17 protein-coding genes are annotated in these 18983 nt (G+C 65.7%); 3 read left to right on the top strand and 14 right to left on the bottom strand.

The window, feature by feature from the left end; all coding sequences use genetic code 11:
• Nucleotides 1-4 precede the first annotated feature (4 nt).
• From MF6396_RS18115 to MF6396_RS18070, 10 genes are read right to left on the bottom strand one after another with little or no spacing between them, the layout of a single operon-like run.
• Entirely contained in the window at nucleotides 5-1141 is a 1137-nt protein-coding gene (locus MF6396_RS18115; RefSeq protein ID WP_078481201.1) for a glycosyltransferase, read from the bottom strand.
• Nucleotides 1134-2099 carry a glycosyltransferase gene (locus MF6396_RS18110; protein WP_078481199.1) on the bottom strand — a complete coding sequence of 322 codons (966 nt, stop codon included), beginning with the start codon at nucleotides 2097-2099 and terminating at the stop codon, nucleotides 1134-1136. Before MF6396_RS18110 ends, MF6396_RS18115 begins: the two co-directional genes overlap by 8 nt.
• Entirely contained in the window at nucleotides 2096-3466 is a 1371-nt protein-coding gene (locus tag MF6396_RS18105; protein WP_054914458.1) for an O-antigen ligase family protein, read from the bottom strand. Before MF6396_RS18105 ends, MF6396_RS18110 begins: the two co-directional genes overlap by 4 nt.
• The gene (locus MF6396_RS18100) at nucleotides 3463-4548 is read right to left on the bottom strand and encodes a glycosyltransferase family 4 protein (protein ID WP_078481197.1); all 1086 of its coding nucleotides are present in this window, start codon (nucleotides 4546-4548) and stop codon (nucleotides 3463-3465) included. Before MF6396_RS18100 ends, MF6396_RS18105 begins: the two co-directional genes overlap by 4 nt.
• A gap of 8 nt (nucleotides 4549-4556) precedes the next feature.
• On the bottom strand, nucleotides 4557-6149 hold the full coding sequence (locus MF6396_RS18095; RefSeq protein WP_043860605.1) for a GumC family protein: 1593 nt from the start codon (nucleotides 6147-6149) through the stop codon (nucleotides 4557-4559).
• A gap of 20 nt (nucleotides 6150-6169) precedes the next feature.
• Nucleotides 6170-7192, bottom strand: coding sequence for a polysaccharide biosynthesis/export family protein (locus MF6396_RS18090; protein ID WP_078481195.1), 1023 nt, complete (start codon nucleotides 7190-7192; stop codon nucleotides 6170-6172).
• A 23-nt stretch (nucleotides 7193-7215) separates the two neighbouring features.
• Complete coding sequence (locus tag MF6396_RS18085) at nucleotides 7216-7863, bottom strand: CpsD/CapB family tyrosine-protein kinase (RefSeq protein WP_043860607.1); 648 nt, start codon at nucleotides 7861-7863, stop codon at nucleotides 7216-7218.
• Nucleotides 7864-8610, bottom strand: coding sequence for a sugar transferase (locus tag MF6396_RS18080; protein WP_043860608.1), 747 nt, complete (start codon nucleotides 8608-8610; stop codon nucleotides 7864-7866).
• Entirely contained in the window at nucleotides 8607-9689 is a 1083-nt protein-coding gene (locus tag MF6396_RS18075) for an NAD-dependent epimerase (protein WP_043860609.1), read from the bottom strand. Before MF6396_RS18075 ends, MF6396_RS18080 begins: the two co-directional genes overlap by 4 nt.
• Complete coding sequence (locus tag MF6396_RS18070; protein ID WP_078481194.1) at nucleotides 9686-11038, bottom strand: UDP-glucose dehydrogenase family protein; 1353 nt, start codon at nucleotides 11036-11038, stop codon at nucleotides 9686-9688. Before MF6396_RS18070 ends, MF6396_RS18075 begins: the two co-directional genes overlap by 4 nt.
• Before the next feature lie 408 nt (nucleotides 11039-11446).
• Here MF6396_RS18070 and MF6396_RS18065 point away from each other — a divergent pair, with 408 nt between their 5' ends.
• Nucleotides 11447-13144, top strand: coding sequence for a sulfatase-like hydrolase/transferase (locus tag MF6396_RS18065; protein WP_058540222.1), 1698 nt, complete (start codon nucleotides 11447-11449; stop codon nucleotides 13142-13144).
• Nucleotides 13145-13162: 18 nt separating this feature from the next.
• Here the strand turns inward: MF6396_RS18065 and MF6396_RS18060 are convergent, their stop codons facing one another.
• The 4 genes from MF6396_RS18060 to MF6396_RS18045 are packed head-to-tail and all read right to left on the bottom strand — an operon-like array spanning nucleotide 13163 to nucleotide 16617.
• Nucleotides 13163-13723 (bottom strand): PqiC family protein, encoded by a 561-nt coding sequence (locus tag MF6396_RS18060; protein ID WP_043860612.1) that lies wholly within the window; start codon nucleotides 13721-13723, stop codon nucleotides 13163-13165.
• A 17-nt stretch (nucleotides 13724-13740) separates the two neighbouring features.
• Nucleotides 13741-15396: a PqiB family protein gene (locus tag MF6396_RS18055; RefSeq protein WP_078481192.1), complete on the bottom strand. Its 1656-nt coding sequence runs from the start codon at nucleotides 15394-15396 to the stop codon at nucleotides 13741-13743.
• On the bottom strand, nucleotides 15389-16021 hold the full coding sequence (locus MF6396_RS18050) for a paraquat-inducible protein A (protein ID WP_043860614.1): 633 nt from the start codon (nucleotides 16019-16021) through the stop codon (nucleotides 15389-15391). Before MF6396_RS18050 ends, MF6396_RS18055 begins: the two co-directional genes overlap by 8 nt.
• Nucleotides 16018-16617: a paraquat-inducible protein A gene (locus tag MF6396_RS18045; RefSeq protein WP_043860615.1), complete on the bottom strand. Its 600-nt coding sequence runs from the start codon at nucleotides 16615-16617 to the stop codon at nucleotides 16018-16020. The genes MF6396_RS18050 and MF6396_RS18045 overlap by 4 nt, the downstream gene beginning before the upstream one ends.
• Before the next feature lie 130 nt (nucleotides 16618-16747).
• On the opposite strand from MF6396_RS18045, the gene MF6396_RS18040 reads away from it, so the two are divergent.
• The gene (locus MF6396_RS18040; protein ID WP_078481191.1) at nucleotides 16748-17668 is read left to right on the top strand and encodes an aldo/keto reductase; all 921 of its coding nucleotides are present in this window, start codon (nucleotides 16748-16750) and stop codon (nucleotides 17666-17668) included.
• Nucleotides 17668-18894 (top strand): NTP/NDP exchange transporter, encoded by a 1227-nt coding sequence (locus MF6396_RS18035; protein WP_078481189.1) that lies wholly within the window; start codon nucleotides 17668-17670, stop codon nucleotides 18892-18894. Before MF6396_RS18040 ends, MF6396_RS18035 begins: the two co-directional genes overlap by 1 nt.
• Nucleotides 18895-18983: the final 89 nt, after the last annotated feature.

The raw sequence follows: 18983 nt of genomic DNA, 5'->3' as shown, positions 1-18983 counted from the left end.
GCACTCATCGGGTCTGGTCGGGGTTCCATTGGTTGTAGCTGTGCCCGCGCAGGAACTGCCACAGGCCCACGCTCATGCCGGCCAGGGTCACCAGCACGAAGGCGGCCAGGCGAAACGGCTTGGGCAGGCGGTGGCCCTTGTCCAGCAGGCCGACCACGGCGATGGCATAACCCAGCAGCTGGGCGGCCAGGGTCAGGCGATAGAAACCTTGGCCGTCGAGCAGCCACAGGTTGGCCAGCAGCAGGGGCACCAGCAGCACGGGGGCCAGGCGGCGTACCAGCTTGTGGCTGATCAGGGCGATGGCGTAGAGCCCGTGGCGCAGCGGGTTGAGCAGTTCGCGCCGGGCCGCCAGGCTGATCAGCCCGCCGACGGTGACGCGCTGGCGGCGACTGAACTGGCGCTCGGCCTCGTCCACGCCGTAGTCCAGCACCCTGGCCTGGTCGACGTAGACCACGCGCTTGTGTGCCACCGGGGCGCAGGTATTGATGAAGAAGTCGTCGTTGACCCGGTCCGGGATCGGCTGGTACAGCTCGCGGCGCAGGGCCTGCAACGCACCGTCGGCCGACACCGTGCAGCCGGTGCGGCTTTCGACCCGGCGCAGCCAGGCTTCGTAGTGGCGGTACAGGCTCTCGCCCAGGCTCAGGCCCTTGCCTGCCACCGGGATGGTCATGTTGCCCACGGTGCCGCCCACCTCGGGGTCGGCGAAGGGCGCGAGCAGTGCGGCGAAGGTGCCCTCCACCCAGTGCACGTCGGCATCGGTGAACACCAGAATGTCGCCGCTGCAGTGCTCGACGGCGGCATTGAGCACGCGGTTCTTGCCCATCCGTGGCAGGTCCAGCACCAGGATGCGCGGGTCGTCGAAGGTGCGCGCCAGCGCCACGGTCTGGTCACTGGAGCCGTCGCTGGCCACCACGATCTGCAGGCTGGCGAGCGGACAGTCCTGCTCCAGCAGGTTGCGCAGCTTGTTCTCGATGTTGCGCGCCTCGTTGTGCGCCGCAACCACCACGCTGACCCGTTGCGGCGGCAGCGGCGGCGGGGTGTGCCGCGGGAACAGCGGCCCCACCAGTGTGAGCAGCAGCGGGTAGCCCAGCCAGGCATAGAAAGGCAACAGCAGGCAAAGCCAGAAAATGAACTCAGCCACGTGCGGGCCTCCTTGCGTTCCAGTTGAACAGGCTGAGCACGAAGGCCGCTCCAGCCAGGTGCAGGCGAACCCAGTGCAGGCCCCACAGTTGCAGGGTGAACACCGGGTCGCGGTGTTTGAGACTCTGGCGCAGGCTCAGCGCCAGCGCCGGCAGGCTGGTGAAGAACAGCAGCAGCATTGCCAGATGCGGAAAGCCGTCGAGCAGCGCGGACAATGCCAGCGCATCGAGCACCCAGGCCCCGAGGGACAGCAACGGGAAGCGCAGCAGGCGCAGGCTCGCGCCATTGCTGCGCAGCAGTTGCAGGTTGCTGCCCTGGCGCCACAGCTCCTTGCCCAGCCATTCGCTCCAGCTGCCCTCGTAGCCCCAGTGCAGTACCACCGGTGCGCGCAGGGCCAGCAGGCGGGCACCGGCCTGGGCCAGGCGCCAGGTGAAGTCCTTGTCTTCGCCGGTGCGCAGGGTTTCGTTGAAACCGCCCACCCGGTCGAACCAGTCGCGGCGCATCAGCAGGTTGGGGGTGGGCAGCCATTGCATGCTGTGCAGCGCCGGCCGGCCGGCGCGCAGTGTGCGTCGCTGCCAGGCGCGGGCGAACCAGGGCGCCTGGCGCGGGGTGTCGCAGTCCAGCGCGAATACATCGCCACGGCCCTGGGCATGCAGGTCCAGCAGCAGGCTCAGCCACTGCTCCGGCACCTCGATGTCGGCATCCAGAAACGCCACCCATTCCCCGGAGCTGGCCTGCACGCCCCGGTTGCGCAAGGCGCCGATGGTCAGCCCCGGCAGGTCGAGCACCTTGGCGCTGAGGTTACGGGCAATCTGCGGGCCATCGTCGGAGGAGCCGTTGTCCACCACGATCAGCTCGCAGTCCAGGCCGGCAAGGTCGGCGGCCCGACGCGCCGAGTGAAGGGTGCGGGCAATATGGCGTGCCTCGTTGAACATCGGCATCACGATACTGATCTTCATCCGGCCACCTGCACGGGGCGCGCCTGTTCGGCCTTGAGGCGCAGCACGCTGGAAAGCGCCAGCAGAATCCACAGGTACTTGTGGTTCGGCGCACTGAGGAACATCAGGAACAGGCCGATGGCAAGCATGCTGGTGGACAGGTGCGTGAGCATGTCGGCCTGCCCCTGATCACCCTTTTGCAGCCACAGGCGCCGTGCATGCCAGAGGTTGTACAGGGCCAGCATGACCATGCCGACGAATGCCAGGCCCGCCGGTACGCCGACTTCGCTGAAGATTTCCAGGTAGGTGTTGTGGGCACGGCGGTACAGGTCGCCGACCTTGCGGTTGGCCGAGAACGCCTTGGCGTAGCCGGTGGTGGCGTATTCCAGCGGGAAGGTACCGGGGCCGGTGCCCAGCAGCGGATGTTCGCGGATCATCTTGCTGCCCACCACGATGTAGGACGAACGCCGGCCCAGGGAGTCGTCCTTGTAGGCATTGACCCCGGACTTGAGCAAGGCCAGCGACTGGATACGCTCGATGTAGCTGGCCGGCATCACCGCGACCGCCACAGGCAGCACGATGGCCAGGCCGAGCATGGCGAAGCCCAGGTGGCGCGGGCGCAGGTGCGTGAGTTTTTCGCGGTAGTGCACCAGGCCGATCACCAGGCTGATGGCCAGCACCACCAGCCCGGAACGTGAGTTGGTCTTGGTCATGCCGGCCAGCAACAGCACCACGCAGGCCAGCCAGAACAGCCGCTGCAGGCGGTTGGGGCTGCTGAACACCAGCCACAGGGCCATGGGCACCGCGATGGCGATGAGCATGGCGAACACGTTGGGGTCTTCGAGCAGGCCCGAGGCGCGGCCTTCGTCCTGGTACTTGGCCGAGAACATCGCCATGGCACAGGTGACGCCCACGCTCAGGGTCACCAGGCGGTACATCATCGGCAGGTTGAGTTCGCGCCCGATCAGCAGGGTGAGCACGAACAGCACCAGGCCCACCGCCAGTTCGCGAAAGTGCCCCATGGACATCTCGCTGCTTTCACTGGCCAGAAAGCTCAGCAGGTAAAGCGCCATAAAGGCCAGCAGCAGGCGCCACATGGAGCTGCGCAGGCGTTCGCCCGGCAGTTGCCCCACGGCCAGTTGCAGCAGCAGCACCATGGCCAGCGCGGCGCCGATGAATTTCGAGGCGGTCAGCTCGCTGTCCTTGAACAGGCCCTCCAGCGGCACCAGGGTGATGATGGCCAGCAGGCCCCACGCCGGGCGGCGGTACAGCACCAGCACGCCCGCCAGGCCGATCACCGCGCCGGGGGCCAGGAACGGGTAGGGGCTGGCCAGCAGTACCACGCTGACGATCGCCAGCAGGCCGATCAGGGACAGGGGAATGATCATGCGCAGGTCTCCTTGGCCGCACCTGCCGTGCCGCGATAGACCTGGGCCCAGCGTTGCGCCAGCGTCGGCAGGTGATAACGTTCACGTTGGGTGCGTCGTGCCTGGGCGATCAGCTCGCCGGCCTGGGCCGGGTCGAGCATCAGCGCTTCGAGCTGGGCGGCCAGTTCGTCCACCGCCAGGGGCGGTGCCAGCAGCCCGCTGCGCCCGTGCTCGATCACGTCGGGGATGCCGCCGACACCAAAGGCCACCACCGGCACACCATCCTGCATGGCTTCGAGCAGGATCATCGGGGTGCCTTCGGTGCGCGAGCTGATCACCAGCGCATCCAGGCGCGCCATCCATTGGCGCATGTCTTCCTGAAAGCCTGGCAGGCGGATGCGCTCGTGCAGCCCGGCGGCATCGACGCGGGCCTGCAGGGCTTCGCGTTCCGGGCCGTCGCCGAGCATCACCGCGTCCAGATGCGGGTGGCGCTGGCACAGCGGGATCAGCGTATCGAGGAACAGGTCAGGGCCCTTTTCGCTGCTCAGGCGCCCCACGTAGCCGGCCAGCCAGCGTTCGTGGCCGTGGGCATGGGCGGGCAGGGCGCCAGCATCCGGCAGGCCGTTGGGGATGACATCGAGCTTGCGCTGCGCCACGCCGGCACGCAGGTGGATCCGGCGGATGCTCTCGGCCACGCACACCACCTTGCCGATGGTGGCGGTGCGGCACAGTTGCAGGCTCAGCCAGGTGTACAGCCGCTGCTTGCGGCTGCTGGGGGTGAAGCCGTGCTGGGTGGCGACCATCGGCAGGCGCCACAGGGTGGCGCCCACCCAGCCGAACAGCATGCCCTTGAAGTTGTGGCTGTTGATCAGCGGCTGCTGGCTGCGGTACTGGTCCAGCGCCCGCAACACCTCGCCCAGCCCGTTGCAGGTGCGACAGTCCACGCCGGCGGCGGCAAACCGCGCCACCAGCGTCTGCGGCGCGCCCAGAAACAGCACCACGTGCTGTCCCGGGGTGGCCTGGCAGTGGTCCAGCAACATCCGTTCGGCGCCATAGAAGCCGCCACTGCCCAGCAGGTGGATGATCGGCCGCTGCGGGCTCATGGCTGCGTTCAATTGCGCACCCAGTGCACAAGCCGTGGCAGCGACCAGCCCTTGTGCGGGTTGTGCGTTTCCGGGGTCTGGTCGTTGATCACCAGCAGTACCGGCAAGCCCAGCTGCTGGGTGATCTGCGCCGGGTGCTTGAAGCGATGGTCGAAGAACTCGCGCACGTACACCAGAGCGATGCCCAGCAGCAGGCCGGTGAGCATGCCGAACGGAATGATCAGCATCGGTTTGGGAAAGGCCGGCTCGGCGGGCTCATAGGGCGCACTGAGAATCCGTGCGTTGGACACGTCACCCGACAGCAGGCGCTCGCCACGGGCTTCCTCGTAGCGCTGGGTGTAGGTGAAGAACGCCTTGTGCAGGGCATCGATCTCGGTATCCAGCTGACGCGCCTTGCTCTGGGTTTCCTGCAACTGGTGCACGCGGCTCTTGTAGTCGGCGATGCGCTGGGTTTTCTGCGCGATCACGTTCTGCACCACGGCCAGGTCCTTCTCGCGCTCCTGGATACGGTTGGCGACGATCTTGAGAAACTGCTGGCGGGTCTTGGCGATCTGCTCGCGCTGCAACAGCATCTGCTCGCTGCCGGGCTGGAACACTGCCAGGTCGCTGACGTAGGTCAGTACCTGGGTGGTCAGCTGCTCGCCCAGTTGCTTGATCTCGCGGTCCTCGAAGGCCACGTTGTCGACGGTCTGGGTGAAGGTGAAGGGGAAGGCGAAGTCGCGCATGTTGGCGTTGCTGGCCGCAGCCAGGCTGGTCTTGAGGTATTCCAGCCACTGCTGGCTCTGCAGCAGGCGATCGCGGTACTGGTTGAGTGCCTGTTCCTCAGTGTTGATGGCATTGAGGCGGAAGGTGATCTCTTCCTTGGGGTCGGACGAGCCGATGCCTTCGAGCATGCCCAGGCGCTTGCTTTCCAGGTCATCCATGCGCACCTGGTACTGCATCTTCTTCTGCTCGTAGAACTCCTGCGGCAGTTCGTTGGACTGCAGGTTCTGGCGGTTGCGCAGGTAGTTGTCGAGCAGACGGCTGACAAACAGCGTACCGACCTTGGGGTCGGGGAAGCTGTAGGTGATCGATACCACGTTGGAGCCGGGCAGGGTCTCGATCTTCAGGTCCTTGATCGCGTCGTCGGTCAGGGTGTCGAGCTGGGTATCGCGTACCGGGTCGACCTCCAGCCCGAACAGGCTGCGCACCGGGTTGACCACATACTCGCGCAGCGGGTTGACGATCAGGCTGCGGATCGGCCCGAACACCAGGCGCTGCAGCAGGCCGGGGGGCACGTCATACAGGCCCTCGTCGCGCAGCTGGGTGATGGTCTGGCGGATCAGCGTGGGTGAACGCAGGATGTTGCTCTCGGTCTCCATGTCGGCCAGCGAAGGCGGAATGAACTTGTCGGTCTCCTGAGCCAGGGCGGTGTTGGTATCGCTCTGGGAGAGCTTTTTCGACTGCACGATCACTTCGGCCGTGATGTCGAAGCTCTGCTTGAGCACCAGCGGCAGCAACAGGGCAATCACTGCGAACACCAGGAATACCCGCTTCACCAACTGACGGTTGGCGAAGAGGATCCTGAAGAATTCATGCAGGTAGTTTTCTTTGGTAGTCATGCGCGTGCACCTGCCTGGGTTTAGTTATCGCTGTCTTTGTTGTCGACGCGGTAGGAGAAGCTGAAGCCCACCCCCTGGAACAGCACCACGTCGGCCAGTTGCCGGGCCAGTTCGCCGGCGCTGGCCAGCTTGGTCTTGGGCACGTAGAGCATGTCGTCGGGCTGCAGGTAGGCCACCTGCGCGGCGCTGGCGTCCAGGGCCTTGTCGACGTTGTAGGGCACGGCCTGCACCTGGTTGCCGTTGCGCCGCATGATCACCACCGAGTCGAGCCGGGCCTTGAGGCTGGGCCCGCGGGCCAGGGTCAGGGCTTCGAGCACCGATACCGGGCGCCGGATCGGATAGGCGCCGGGCTGGGCCACCTCACCGAGCACATAGATCTCGTTGACCGCAGTGGACTTGAGCATCACGTCCACCGTCATGCGCCCGGGCAGGTCGGCGTAGCGCTTGTTGAGGAAGGTCTGCAGCTGGGTGACGGTCATGCCCTGCAGCGGCACGGCGCCCACCTCCGGAAAGCTGGCCTGGCCGTCGGTGCCCACGGTGATCTCGCGGCTCATGCCGGTGGCGGGGTGGTTGAGTGCGCTCTTGAGGTTCTGTTCGTTGGTCAGCGGGCTGATCACCTGCACGGTCATCTGGTCGCGGTTGGGCTGGAACAGGCGCTTGTTGCGGTAGGCCTGCTGGATGGCCTGGCGCGCTTCGTCCGGGGTCATCCCGGCGACGTTCACCGAGGTGTTGGCCCGTGGCAGTTCGATGGTGCCATCGGGCAGCACCAGCTGGTTGCCGTTGAGCGAGCTGGCCGCAAGGAAGCCCAGGCCGACGGTGTCACCGGGCTGGATGCGATAGGCCTGCGAGCCGCTGGTGCTGATATGGAAGATCACATCGAGCACGTCCCCCGGGCGCAGCGCCTGCTCGCCGCGTGGCAGCTCGGTGTCCTGGGCGTTGGCCGCGTTGGCAGTCATGATCTGCACCGGCATCTGGCGTGGCTCCTGGCTGGTGCAGGCTGCCAGAGGCAGCAGCGCCAGCAGGGCGAACAGATTCACATTCATAGCGTCATCCTTAGCCTGGCTGCTCAGAGATTGTTGTAAAGCCATTTGGGCATGTAGTAGCGGCGTCGGTTGAACACGCTGCCGATCAGCTTGGCGCCGGCCTGGGTCAGGCGCTGGGCGGCGGCCTGGGCGACCTCCCAGCGGGTGTCCTCGGCGGTGACCACCAGGATCACGCCATCGACCAGGGTGCCGATCACCAGGCTGTCGACGCTGGAGTACACCGCCTCGCCGTCGATGACCACGAAGCGGTAGTGCGCGCTGAGCTGGCTCAGCAGGGCACGCAGGCGGTCCGGGTTGAGGCGTTCGTTGCCACGCCGGTACTGGCCGCACGGCAACATGTCGAAAGGCTGGTCTGACACCCGCACCAGGCAGTCCTGCAGCACGGGCGGGGTGTCCTGCTCGAACAGCAGGTCGCGAAAGCCGGGCAGCTTCTGCAGGCCCATCTGCTGGGTCAGGCTGTTGCTGGTAGGGCTGCTGTCCACCAGCAGTACCGGTCCGCCGCTCATCAGCGTCAGCTGCTTGGCGAAGGCCAGCGCACTGGTGCTGGTACCGCTGCCGGTATTGGCCGCGGTCAGCAGCAGCACGCGCTGCTCCTGGTCCAGCACGGTGGACGTCAGGTTGGTTTCGCTGGGGGTGGCGATGGTCAGACTTCTCGAAGTAGAACCGTCCATTCAACTTGCTCCGTGGCCGCTGAAGACTTTGAAGGGGGTCTTGAGCAGGATCTTCAGGTCCAGGCTCAAGCTCTGTTCGGCGATGTAACTCAGGTCAAGCTCGACCCGCTGGTCGAAGTCGATGTTGCTGCGCCCCGAGATCTGCCACAGGCCGGTCATGCCGGGGTAGATGCTCAGGCGCGCCAGGTGGCTGTCCTTGTAGCGATAGGCGTTGAAGGAGGTCGGGCGAGGGCCCACCAGGCGCATTTCGCCGCGGATCACGTTGAACAGGTTGGGCAGCTCGTCCAGGCTGCTGCGCCGCAGGAAGCTGCCGATGCGGGTTACGCGCGGGTCCTTGTCGATCTTGAAGTCGATGGCGTCGGCGCCGTGCTTGTTCAGGTGGCGCACCGACTCCTTGAGGTCCTCGGCGTTGGCGACCATGGTGCGGAACTTGTACATGCCGAAGCTGCGCCCGCGGTAGCCGGTGCGCTGCTGCACGAAGAACACCGGGCCGGGGCTGCTCAGCTTGACCAGCACGGCCAGCACCAGCAGCAGCGGTGAAATCAACAGCACGATCATCAGCGCACCGATGAACGACAGTACGCGGTTGGTGCGCGACAGCGTCCACGGCCGCCCGCCGGCGCGCCCGGTCATCCAGCCACGGCCCTGCATGTGAATCGCCGCATCGATGCGCATGCGGTGATTGGGGTCCATGCGTTTGTCCTGGCGCAGGGCCTGGGTTTCAGCACTTTTCTGTTGGCCTGTCATACCACCCTCCGTTGATGCTCGGGCGCGGCAACCGGCGTTTGCCCGATGGACCGCACAGCGTCGTCGGGCGTGTGCGCGTAATAATCGACGAACCAGGCGACGAAGCGGCGCAGCCCTTCGTCCAGCGAGATGCACGGGGTGAAGCCGGTGGCCTGGGCCAGGGCACTGGCATCGGCGCAGGTGTCCAGCACGTCACCTGGCTGCAGGGGCAGCAACTCGACCTGGGCGGTGCGCTGCAGGTGTTTTTCCAGCAGCGCCACGTAGTCGGTCAGGGCCACCGGCCGTTGCCCGCCGATGTTGTAGATGCGCCAGGGCGCGTGGCTGCTGGCCGGGTCGCTGGCCAGGCGGTCCCAGGCCGGGTCGCTGACCGGGGCCAGCGGGATCAGGCGCACCAGGCTTTCGACGATGTCGTCGATGTAGGTGAAGTCGCGCTGGTGCTGGCCGTAGTTGAACAGCTTGAGCGGGTGGCCCTGGCTGATGGCCTGGGCGAACTGGATGGGCGACATGTCCGGGCGCCCCCAGGGGCCGTACACGGTGAAAAAGCGCAGCCCGGTGGTGGGGATGGCGAACAGGTGGCTGTAGCTGTGGGCCATCAGTTCGTTGGCCTTCTTGCTCGCGGCGTACAGCGACAGCGGATGGTCCACTGCGTCCTGCACGGCATAGGGTGTGCGCTGGTTGCTGCCGTACACCGAGCTTGAGGAGGCATACAGCAGGTGCTGCACCGGATGGCGGCGGCAGGCCTCGAGCATGTTGAGGAAACCCACCAGGTTGCTGTCCACGTAGGCGCGCGGGTTGTCCAGCGAATAGCGCACCCCGGCCTGGGCGGCCAGGTGGATCACCACCTCGGGGGCGAACTCGGCGAACAGCGCCTCGATGCCTGGGCCGTCGGCCAGGTCCAGGCGGCGCAGGTCGAAATCGCCGGCCTGGGCCTGGACCCAGCGCACGCGGTCTTGCTTGAGCGCGGGGTCGTAGTAGTCGTTGAAATTGTCCAGGCCCACGACCTGATGGCCGTCGCGCAACAGGCGCAGTGTGCAGTGTGCGCCGACGAAGCCGGCCGCACCGGTGACCAGTATTCTCATGGCGCCGATACCTGCGGTTGTACCTGGCGCAGGCCGATGCCGCTGTAGGTCAGGCCGAAGGTTGCCACCTGTTCGGGGCTGTAGAGGTTGCGTCCGTCGATGATCAGGCGTTGGCGCAGCTTTTGCGCCAGCAGGTTGAAATCCACCACGCGGAAGGTCTTCCACTCGGTGCAGATCACCAGCGCATCGGCATCTTCCAGGGTGTCGTCACGGGTGGCGCACAGTTGCAGGTCGTCGCGGTAGCCATACAGGCGCCGGCATTCGGCCATGGCTTCGGGGTCGAAGGCGCGCACCGTGGCGCCCTCGGCCCACAGCGCCTCCATCAGGTAGCGGCTGGGGGCTTCGCGCATGTCGTCGGTATTGGGTTTGAAGGCCAGACCCCACAGGGCGATGGATTTGCCCTTCAGGCTGCCGGGGAAGCTGCGCTTGAGCTTGCTGAACAGGATCTGGCGCTGGCTGTCGTTGATTTCGCTCACGCTCTGCAGCAGGCGCAGCGGCATGCCGCTGTGTTCGGCGGTATGCAGCAGCGCACGCAGGTCCTTGGGGAAGCACGACCCGCCAAAGCCACAGCCCGGGTAGATGAAGTGGTAGCCGATGCGTGGGTCCGAGCCGATGCCCTTGCGCACCGATTCGATGTCGGCGCCGAGGAACTCGCTGAGGTTGGCCAGTTCGTTCATGAAGCTGATGCGCGTGGCGAGCATGGCGTTGGCTGCGTACTTGGTCAGCTCGGCGCTGCGGTTGTCCATGAACATGAGCTTTTCATGATTGCGGCAGAACGGCGCGTACAGCTCGGACAACTGCTGCTGGGCCTGGTCATCGGCGGTACCGACGATGATCCGATCCGGGCGCATGCAGTCGGCCAGGGCGCTGCCTTCCTTGAGAAACTCGGGGTTGGAGACCACGCGCACCTGCAGTTGATGCTTGCCCAGCCGGTCGAGCTCCTCGCGGGCGAGCGCGGCCACCTTGTCGGCGGTGCCCACCGGCACGGTGGACTTGATGATCAGGGTGCGGTGCGCCCCCATCAGGCCGGCGATCTGCCGGGTGACGCCCAGCACGTGGGAAAGGTCGGCCGAGCCGTCTTCGTCCGGTGGGGTGCCGACTGCAATGAAGATCAGCTCGGCGTGGGCGACGGCATCGCTGGCCTGGGTACTGAACGACAGCCGACCTTCCTTGATGTTTTCCTCGAGCATGCCCGACAGGCCAGGCTCATGAATAGGTGGAACACCTTGTCGCAACTGACTGATTTTATGGGCGTCTACATCGACACAAAGTACCCGGTGACCTACGTCAGCCAAGGCGGCAGCTTGCACAAGTCCGACATAACCGGTGCCAAATACGCTCACATCCATGCTGGCGTGCCTCGTATGGAGTAATGAAAGTGAAACAGCGGGTGTGAATTCGGTATAGACCAGCTGAGCCGGTTTGTGTCAAACCTATGGCATGTATCTGTAGAGTTACAGGTGGTAGGAGTTCCACTGTTTTGCCATCAACCCTTTTCCAATCCGTACCTTAGCGTCGAAATGGGCTGGCACTTGGCCGGTTGTCAATGCGATGAACGGTCGTAGCCCGCGTAAAACGTGGCTCGTGGAATGTGGGTTGTTTCGCGAATGCATCAGATTCCCGCTTGAAAAACGTCATAATCGGCGCCCTGCATTTCGTCATTTTTTTGACAAACTGTGGTTTGCGCTTTGTCGGCATCCTGCTACCGTGTGGGAAACCTCAGTGGGCTGGGGGGAAACATTTCTGGCGGGGAAGTCATGCGCGTTTACATCAAGGGACTGTTGCTGCTGGTCTACCTTCTGAGTTTCCATGCGTACTACCTCGAGCGTCTCGAGGCGATCGGGCTGGGGGTGGCACTGGTGTTGTATGCCGGTGTGTTCGTGCTGCTGGTGGCTGCCCTGTGGCTGTGCGCGAACATACGCCAGGGCCTGGTGCGCTGGCTGTTTGCAGTGGGGTTCTGTGCCAGCGCGGTGTTTTTCGACGCCTATACGCGCATAACCGCCGAGTACCTCACCTACAGCGCCTTCGTTTCGATGGTGTATTCGGGTGGGTTCATCGGCGAGGCGCTTGAGCAGTACCACAGCGTGATCCTGGGGGTCGCGGCCAAGGGGCTGCTGTTGCTGCTGGGGCTGGGCCTGCGCCCGGACCCGGTGCAGCGGCTGCCCGGCACCCTGGCGTGGGCCGCACCGCTGCTGGGCCTGGCGCTGTTGACCGGCATCCTGTTCGTGCGTGCCGGCGAGGGCGCACGCGGCCTGCCGGTGATGTACACGCCGCTGGCCTACCTGAACCTGTTCCTCTACGAATCGCTGCACGACAGCGTGGGCCCGCGCCAGCCAGTGACACTGGCGCGCAGCGGCCCGCCATTGGCGCGCGATATCGTGCTGATCATCGACGAGAGCGTTTCGGGCAACTACCTGGACCTCAATACCCCCAACGGGGTCACCAGCAACCTCACCCACCCCCAGCCGGGGGCCAGCATCTTCAACTACGGCTATGCCGCCTCCATCGCCAATTGCAGCGCCGACACCAACGTCACGCTGCGCTACGGCGGCACCCGCAGCGATTACCTGCGCATCAACTCGACCCTGCCGTCGATCTGGCAGTACGCCAAACAGGCCGGGCTTGGCACCGTCTACATCGACAGCCAGCGCACCGGCGGCAACCTGCAGAACCTGATGGATGCCACCGAAAAGCGCGACATCGACCAGTTCATCCAGTTCGATACCACCCCGGTGCGCGACCGCGACATGGCCGCACTGCAAAAGCTCGTGGAGCTGCTGGGCGACGGCAAGCCGCAACTGATCGTGATCAACAAGGTGGGGGTGCATTTTCCGGTGCACGACAAGTACCCGGATGCGTTCATGACCTACACGCCGGCGTTGCCGCGGGGCCACTATGCCGACATCGCCGATACCGGTCAGCGCGACGGGTTCAGTGGTACCCCGCAGGACTGGGTGCTGTACCGCAACTCGTACAAGAACAGCGTGCTGTGGAGCGTGGGCGAATTCTTCAAGCGCCTGTTTGCCCAGGCCGACCTGAGCCAGGCGGTGATCATCTACACCTCCGACCATGGCCAGGACCTGCATGAACGCGGCAACCCGGGGCTCAACACCCACTGTGGCGAGAACCCGGTGGAGGAAGAGGGCCTGGTGCCGCTGGTGGTGATCCAGGGCCAGGGCCTGAAGACCCTGGACTGGCAGGCGCAACTGGCGACCAACAAGGACCGCTCCAGCCACTACAACATCTTTCCCACGCTGCTGCAGTTGCTGGGGTATGACGCCGCGGCGGTCGAGCCGATCTACGGACACGCGCTCAACGTGCCGACCAACGATCCGTTCAGTTTCAACTACCGCTTCAATGCACGCCTTGGTGCCAAGCCCGAGTTCAAGCATATCGACCTGGACGTGGTGGTCACACCGGGGCCGCAGGGCATGCCGGTGGGCACGGCCCAGTGAGCTGACCGGCCCGATGCCTCAGGAACCGGAGGCCGGGCACCCGGCCCGGGTGTCATCGGCCGCCTGGGCTATGAGCCCTGCAAGGCGCGCCACGTTGCGTTGCTGGGCTGCTACCAGCTCGGCAATCCCGGTGCCCGCCGCACTGCGTACCAGGCTGTGGCAGCGCAGGGCGGGGCGGTTGGCATCGCCGCCCAGCGTACGCAGGCGCCAGCGCGCCTCAAGCAGGGCGTATTGCCCGGGTACCGAGTCGAAGCGCTGCACCTCCAGGCGCAGGCCCAGGGTGCGCGGTGCATTGCTGTTGAGCTGGCCGCTCAAGGCGCTGCGCAGTTCATCCACCAGGCTGGCGCCCCACCATTCACTGTCGAGCACCGCCAGGCCGCTGTCGCCCTGACGCACGACAATCTGCTCGCGGTCGACCTGGGGCGGCACGCTGATGGACTCTATGCGTACGTCTACCGCACGGGTCGCCCCGGCCTGTAGCTGCGCAGGCACCAGGGTGTGGTAGTGCACCGGCTCGCTGCGACAGGCCGCCAGCAACAGCGCGATGCCAAGCAGCGAAGGTTTGAGCAGATAGGTCATGGGGCGGGCTCCAGTGCTCATTGGCGCGAGGAAGGTTGCAAGGCATCGGCAGGGGCATTGTCGGGCCGCCCGCGCAGCAGCGACTCGGGGTTGCGCTTGAGGTAGTCGGCCAGCTCGCGCATCGAGCGCGTCATGCGGCCCAGGTCGTCCAGGGTCTGCGACAGCTGCTCGCGCTGTGGCGAGTCGTCGGCCAGGGTCGCATTGGCACTCTTGAGCGTGGTGCTCATGTCCTGCAGGGTGCCCTCGATGCCGGGCAGGGTCTTGCCGTTGAACTGCTTGAGCGCCTTGCGCAGCTCCACCAGGTTGGCGTCCAGGTTGCCGGCGATGCGTTCGATGGGCAGCTTGTTGATCTTCTCGACCATGGCCTGGAACTGCTCCTGCAGTTGCTCCAGGCTGCTGGGGATGGTCGGGATGGTGATGGGGCGCGCGGTCGGGTCGAAGGTCACCTTGGGCGCCTTGGGGTAGAAATCCAGGGCGATGTACAACTGCCCGGTCAACAGGTTGCCGCTGCGGGCCTGGGCGCGCAGGCCGTTGTCGATGAAGGTGCCCATCAGGCGGACGCCGGCCTGTTCATCGTCAGGGTTGTGATTGAGCACCTTGAGCATCTTGGTATGCGCCTGGCCCAGGCGTTGCGGGTAGATCACGATGCCCACATTCACCGGAAAAGTGCGGGTCTTGGCGTCGAAGTCGAGGTTGATGGCGACTACCCGGCCGAATTCCATGCCCAGGAACTCCACCGGTGCGCCCACCTTGAGCCCGCGCAGCGACTGGTCGAAGCGCAGCGCCAGGTACTGCGCCTTGCCCGCCGGCGGGGCGAGGGCTGCGGGGCGGTCGTCGAACAGCTCGAAGGTCTTGTCCTCGGCTGCCGGCTGGTCGTCGGGGCTGTAGTCCGGGGCCCTGAAGGCCACGCCGCCGACCATCAGCGACGACAGCGACTCGGTGCGCAGGGCAAAGCCGTTGGCACCCACCTCGACATCCACGCCGCTGGCGTTCCAGAACCGCGTGTTGTCGGTGACGAAGGCATCGTTGGGGGCGTGCACGAACACTTCGACATTGACCCCTTTGCCGTTGGCGTCCAGCGCGTACGACACCACCTGGCCGACCTGGATCTTGCGGTAGTACACCGGCGAGCCGACGCCCAGCGAGCCGAGGTCGGAGGCATGCAGGTTGAAGCGCTTGCCGGGTTCGCCGTAGGTGATTGGCGGTGGTGTCTCCAGGCCGGTGAAGGTCTTGGCGCGGGTGTCCGACTGCCCGGCATCGGCGCCGATGAAGTCACCGGAGAACAGCGTGTCGATACCCGTTACGCCGCCCGCACCGATGCGCGGGCGCACCACCCAGAACAGCGAGTCCTGGCGGGTGAAGTTCTCGGCCTGCTTGACCAGCTTGATGGTGGCGGTGACGCTCTTCTGGTCCTGGCTGAGCTCCACTTCGCTGACCTGGCCGATCACCACGTTGCGGTACTTCACTGCTGTCTTGTTGGCCTCCAGCCCCTGGCCGGTCTTGAAGGTGACCTGGATACTGGGGCCTTCCTGCAGCCAGTTGTGCACCACCAGCGAGATGCCCACCAGCACTGCCACGATCGGCACGATCCACACCAGCGACACGCTGAAGCGCCGGGTCTGCACCGCCGGGCGAGCCGGTTGTGCCGCGCTGTGGTTGCTGTCTTCACTCATGCGCGGGTTCCTTGCCGTTGGGCGGTTGCCAGATCAGGCGGGGGTCGAAGCTCATGGCCGCGAGCATGGTGAACACCACCACCATGCCGAAAAACAGAATGCCCAGGCGCGGCTCGATGTCGCCCAGGGCCTGGAACTTGACCAGTGCGGCAACCAGCGCCACCACGATCACATCGAGCATCGACCAGTAGCCGATCAGCTCGACGAAGCGGAACAGCTTCGAACGCTGGCGCTGGGCCCAGGTACTGCCGCGCTGCACCGTCACCAGCAGCAGGCCCAGGGCCACGAACTTGGTGGCCGGCACCGCGATGCTGGCGATGAAGATGATCAGTGCGATGTCCCATGAGCCATGGGCCCAGAACTCGAGCACGCCGCTCATGATGGTGCTGTCGTCGCCGGCACCGAACAGCTTGGTGTTCATCACCGGCAGCAGGTTGGCCGGGATGTAGAACACCAGGGCGGCGATCAGGTACGCCCAGGTTCGGGTCAGCGACTCGGGCTTGCGCTCATGCAGCGGCGCTGCGCAGCGAGGGCACTGGGTGGGGTGGTCGCGGTTGTCGCAGGCCAGCCCGCAGGCATGGCACAGCACCAGGCCCAGCTCGCTGGCCAGCGGCGGCGCGTTCAAGACAGGTACACCCACAGGTCGCGGATATCGCGCCCGGCCAGGCGGATCATCAGCAGGCTCAGGGCGGCCAGGGCGATCAACCCCAGGCCTGGCAGCACATCGAGCAGCCCGGCCAGCTTGAACACCGCCACCATCGACCCCAGCAGGCACACCTCCAGCATGCTCCACGGGCGCAGGGTTTCCAGCCAGCGCATGCACAGGCTGAAGGCCGGCGAGCGGCGTCGGCCCAGGGCATGCACCAGCACCCACAGCAGCAGCAACAGCTGGAACATCGGCGCGATGATGATCGCGATGGCGGCCACCAGGGCGATGAAGGTGATCGGCCCGGTGGCCAGGGCGCGCACCGAGTCCCATAACGTGGCGCTGTTGTGCAGGCCTTGCAGGCTGATGCTCATCACCGGGTAGAAGTTGGCGAACATCCACAGGATCGCTGCAGTGAGGCTCAGCGCCAGGCGCTGCTGTACATCCAGGCCGTTATGGCGCTGCAGCACGGCGCCGCAACGCAGGCATAGCGCTTTCTGGTGTTTGGCGAGCTCGACCCGTTCATACACGCAGTCGCAGTGTTCGCAGATGATCAACCGATCGGTGCTGGCCACGCTTGGCACTCGCAACAGGGACTAGCTCAATATAGAAGCGCATGGCAATTGAGCAAATCGGCGCCGTTGGGCCATGGTCTATGCTTGACCCTTTGACCCCTTCCAACGCCGCTTTGCAGGAGGCCTGCGCATGCCTACGCGTCGCCGTTTTCTCGCCACCAGTGCTGCCCTGGCCGCTGGCCTGGGGCTGCTGCTGAGCCGCCCGCACGCCCTGGCGCAGCCCCACACGGCGCTGCTCGAGCGCAAGGTGCCGTCCACCGGCGAGGCCTTGCCGGTGATCGGCGCCGGCACCTCGGGCAGCTTCGAGGTGACGGCGGGTTCCCCCGAGTACCAGCAGCTCAAAGCGGTGCTGCAGGTGTTCTTCGACGGTGGCGGCCGGGTCATCGATACCTCGCCCAACTATGGCGGCGCCGACGCGATACTGGGCCAGTTGTTGGAGGAGGGCGGTTGGCGCGAGCGCACCTTCCTGGCCACCAAGATCGCCGCCGACAGCCAGGCTGCGGCGCAGGCGCAATGGGCCCAGACGCTGCGCAGCCTGCGCACCGAAAAGGTCGATCTGCTGCAGGTGCACAACCTGCGCGACTGGCAGCGCCAACTGCCCTACGCCCGTGAACTCAAGGCCCAGGGCAAGACCCGTTACGTGGGCGTTACCCATTACACCGATGGCGGGCTGGACGAACTGGAGCGCATCCTGCGCCGCGAGCCGCTGGACTTCATCCAGATCCACTATTCGGTGAATGCGCCTGGCGCCGCGCGCACGGTGCTGCCGCTGGCACAGGACAAGGGCGTGGCGGTACTGATCAACCGCGCCTTCGACGACGGCAGGCTGTTTGCCAGGGTCAAGGGCCAGCCGTTGCCGGGCTGGGCCGGCGAAGCCGGCATTGGCAGCTGGGCGCAGCTGTTTCTCAAATTTGCCCTCAGTCACCCGGCAGTGACGACCGTGATCCCGGCCACCAGCCGCCCGGACCGTCAACGCGACCAGCTCAAGGCCGGCAGTGGCGCGTTGCTCGACACGGCCCGGCAGCAGGCGCTGATCAAGATGTTCGGCTGATGCGCCTGCTGGGCCGGCTGTTCACCTTTCACGACGACGAAACCCCGGCGGTGGTGGGCGGCCTTGCGCTGTTCTTCCTGCTGTTCGCCGGCTATTTCATGCTGCGACCGGTACGCGAGACCATGGGGGTGGCCGGCGGCGTCGACAACCTGCAATGGCTGTTCACTGGCACCTTCATCGTCACCTTGCTGGCATTGCCGCTGTTCGGCTGGGTGGTGGCGCGGGCCCGGCGGCGCAGGATCCTGCCCTGGACCTACGGCTTTCTGGCAAGCAACCTGCTGGCCTTCGCCCTGGTGTTCGCGGTGCAGCCCGACAACCTGTGGGTGGCCCGGGCGTTCTACATCTGGCTGTCGGTGTTCAACCTGCTGAGCATCTCGCTGGCCTGGAGCGTACTGGCCGACCTGTTCAGCAACGAGCAGGCCAAGCGCCTGTTCGGGTTGCTGGCAGCCGGTGCGAGCCTGGGCGGGCTGGTGGGGCCGATACTGGGTACCCTGCTGGTGGGCGTGGTCGGGCATGCCGGGCTGGTGCTGCTGGCCACGCTGTTTCTGCTGGGCAGCATCGGCGCGGCAACCTACCTGCAGCGCTGGCGCGACCGTGCGCCCTTGCCGGCGGAGGCCGAACACCCGCGCTCCCGGCCGCTGGGCGGCAACCCGTTTGCCGGGGCCGGCGAGGTGCTTCGCTCGCCCTACCTGTTGATGCTGGCGCTGTTCGTGGTGCTGCTGGCCAGCATCAGTACCTTCCTGTACTTCGAGCAGGCGCGGCTGGTGGCACAGACCTTTACCGACCGCACCCGCCAGACCCAGGTGTTCGGCCTGATCGACACCGTGGTGCAGGCGCTGGCGATCCTCACCCAGTTGTTTTTCACAGGGCGCATCGCGCGGCGCATGGGGGTGGGCGTGTTGCTGGTGGCGGTGCCGCTGGTGATGGTGGCCGGCTTCCTGTGGCTGGCCCTGGCCCCGGTGTTTGCGGTGTTCGTGGTGGTGATGGTGGTGCGCCGTGCGGGGGAGTATGCGCTGGTACGGCCGGGGCGCGAGATGCTGTACACCGTGCTGCCGGCCGAGCAGAAGTACCGCGCCAAGAACTTCATCGACACGGTGGTCTATCGCGGTGGCGATGCGCTCAGTGGTTGGGTCAAGCGCGGGCTGGATGTGCTGGGTGAGCACCCGCAACTGGCGATGCTGATCGGGGCGGGGATCTGTCTCTTCCTGTCTCTTCTACCCATGTGACGCCGCCCTGAGCTCGAACTCGGTCGGCCTCCCATCCAACAAAAACACATAGCACACCACCCAACCACGCATATCACGCGACAATACGA

The organism is Pseudomonas sp. MF6396, assembly GCF_002018915.1.
GTDB lineage: Bacteria > Pseudomonadota > Gammaproteobacteria > Pseudomonadales > Pseudomonadaceae > Aquipseudomonas > Aquipseudomonas palmensis.
The sequence above is the reverse complement of the archived record's forward strand: the minus strand, read 5'-3'. Positions and strand labels throughout refer to the sequence as shown.

Excerpts from the sequence above, each read along its gene's own strand:
- MF6396_RS18110 (WP_078481199.1), bottom strand. The coding sequence starts at position 2,099 with ATGAAGATCAGTATCGTGATGCCGATGTTCAACGAGGCACGCCATATT.
- MF6396_RS18105 (WP_054914458.1), bottom strand. The coding sequence starts at position 3,466 with ATGATCATTCCCCTGTCCCTGATCGGCCTGCTGGCGATCGTCAGCGTG.
- MF6396_RS18100 (WP_078481197.1), bottom strand. The coding sequence starts at position 4,548 with ATGAGCCCGCAGCGGCCGATCATCCACCTGCTGGGCAGTGGCGGCTTC.
- MF6396_RS18095 (WP_043860605.1), bottom strand. The coding sequence starts at position 6,149 with ATGACTACCAAAGAAAACTACCTGCATGAATTCTTCAGGATCCTCTTC.
- MF6396_RS18090 (WP_078481195.1), bottom strand. The coding sequence starts at position 7,192 with ATGAATGTGAATCTGTTCGCCCTGCTGGCGCTGCTGCCTCTGGCAGCC.
- MF6396_RS18085 (WP_043860607.1), bottom strand. The coding sequence starts at position 7,863 with ATGGACGGTTCTACTTCGAGAAGTCTGACCATCGCCACCCCCAGCGAA.
- MF6396_RS18080 (WP_043860608.1), bottom strand. The coding sequence starts at position 8,610 with ATGACAGGCCAACAGAAAAGTGCTGAAACCCAGGCCCTGCGCCAGGAC.
- MF6396_RS18075 (WP_043860609.1), bottom strand. The coding sequence starts at position 9,689 with ATGAGAATACTGGTCACCGGTGCGGCCGGCTTCGTCGGCGCACACTGC.
- MF6396_RS18070 (WP_078481194.1), bottom strand. The coding sequence starts at position 11,038 with ATGGATGTGAGCGTATTTGGCACCGGTTATGTCGGACTTGTGCAAGCT.
- MF6396_RS18065 (WP_058540222.1), top strand. The coding sequence starts at position 11,447 with ATGCGCGTTTACATCAAGGGACTGTTGCTGCTGGTCTACCTTCTGAGT.
- MF6396_RS18060 (WP_043860612.1), bottom strand. The coding sequence starts at position 13,723 with ATGACCTATCTGCTCAAACCTTCGCTGCTTGGCATCGCGCTGTTGCTG.
- MF6396_RS18055 (WP_078481192.1), bottom strand. The coding sequence starts at position 15,396 with ATGAGTGAAGACAGCAACCACAGCGCGGCACAACCGGCTCGCCCGGCG.
- MF6396_RS18040 (WP_078481191.1), top strand. The coding sequence starts at position 16,748 with ATGCCTACGCGTCGCCGTTTTCTCGCCACCAGTGCTGCCCTGGCCGCT.
- MF6396_RS18035 (WP_078481189.1), top strand. The coding sequence starts at position 17,668 with ATGCGCCTGCTGGGCCGGCTGTTCACCTTTCACGACGACGAAACCCCG.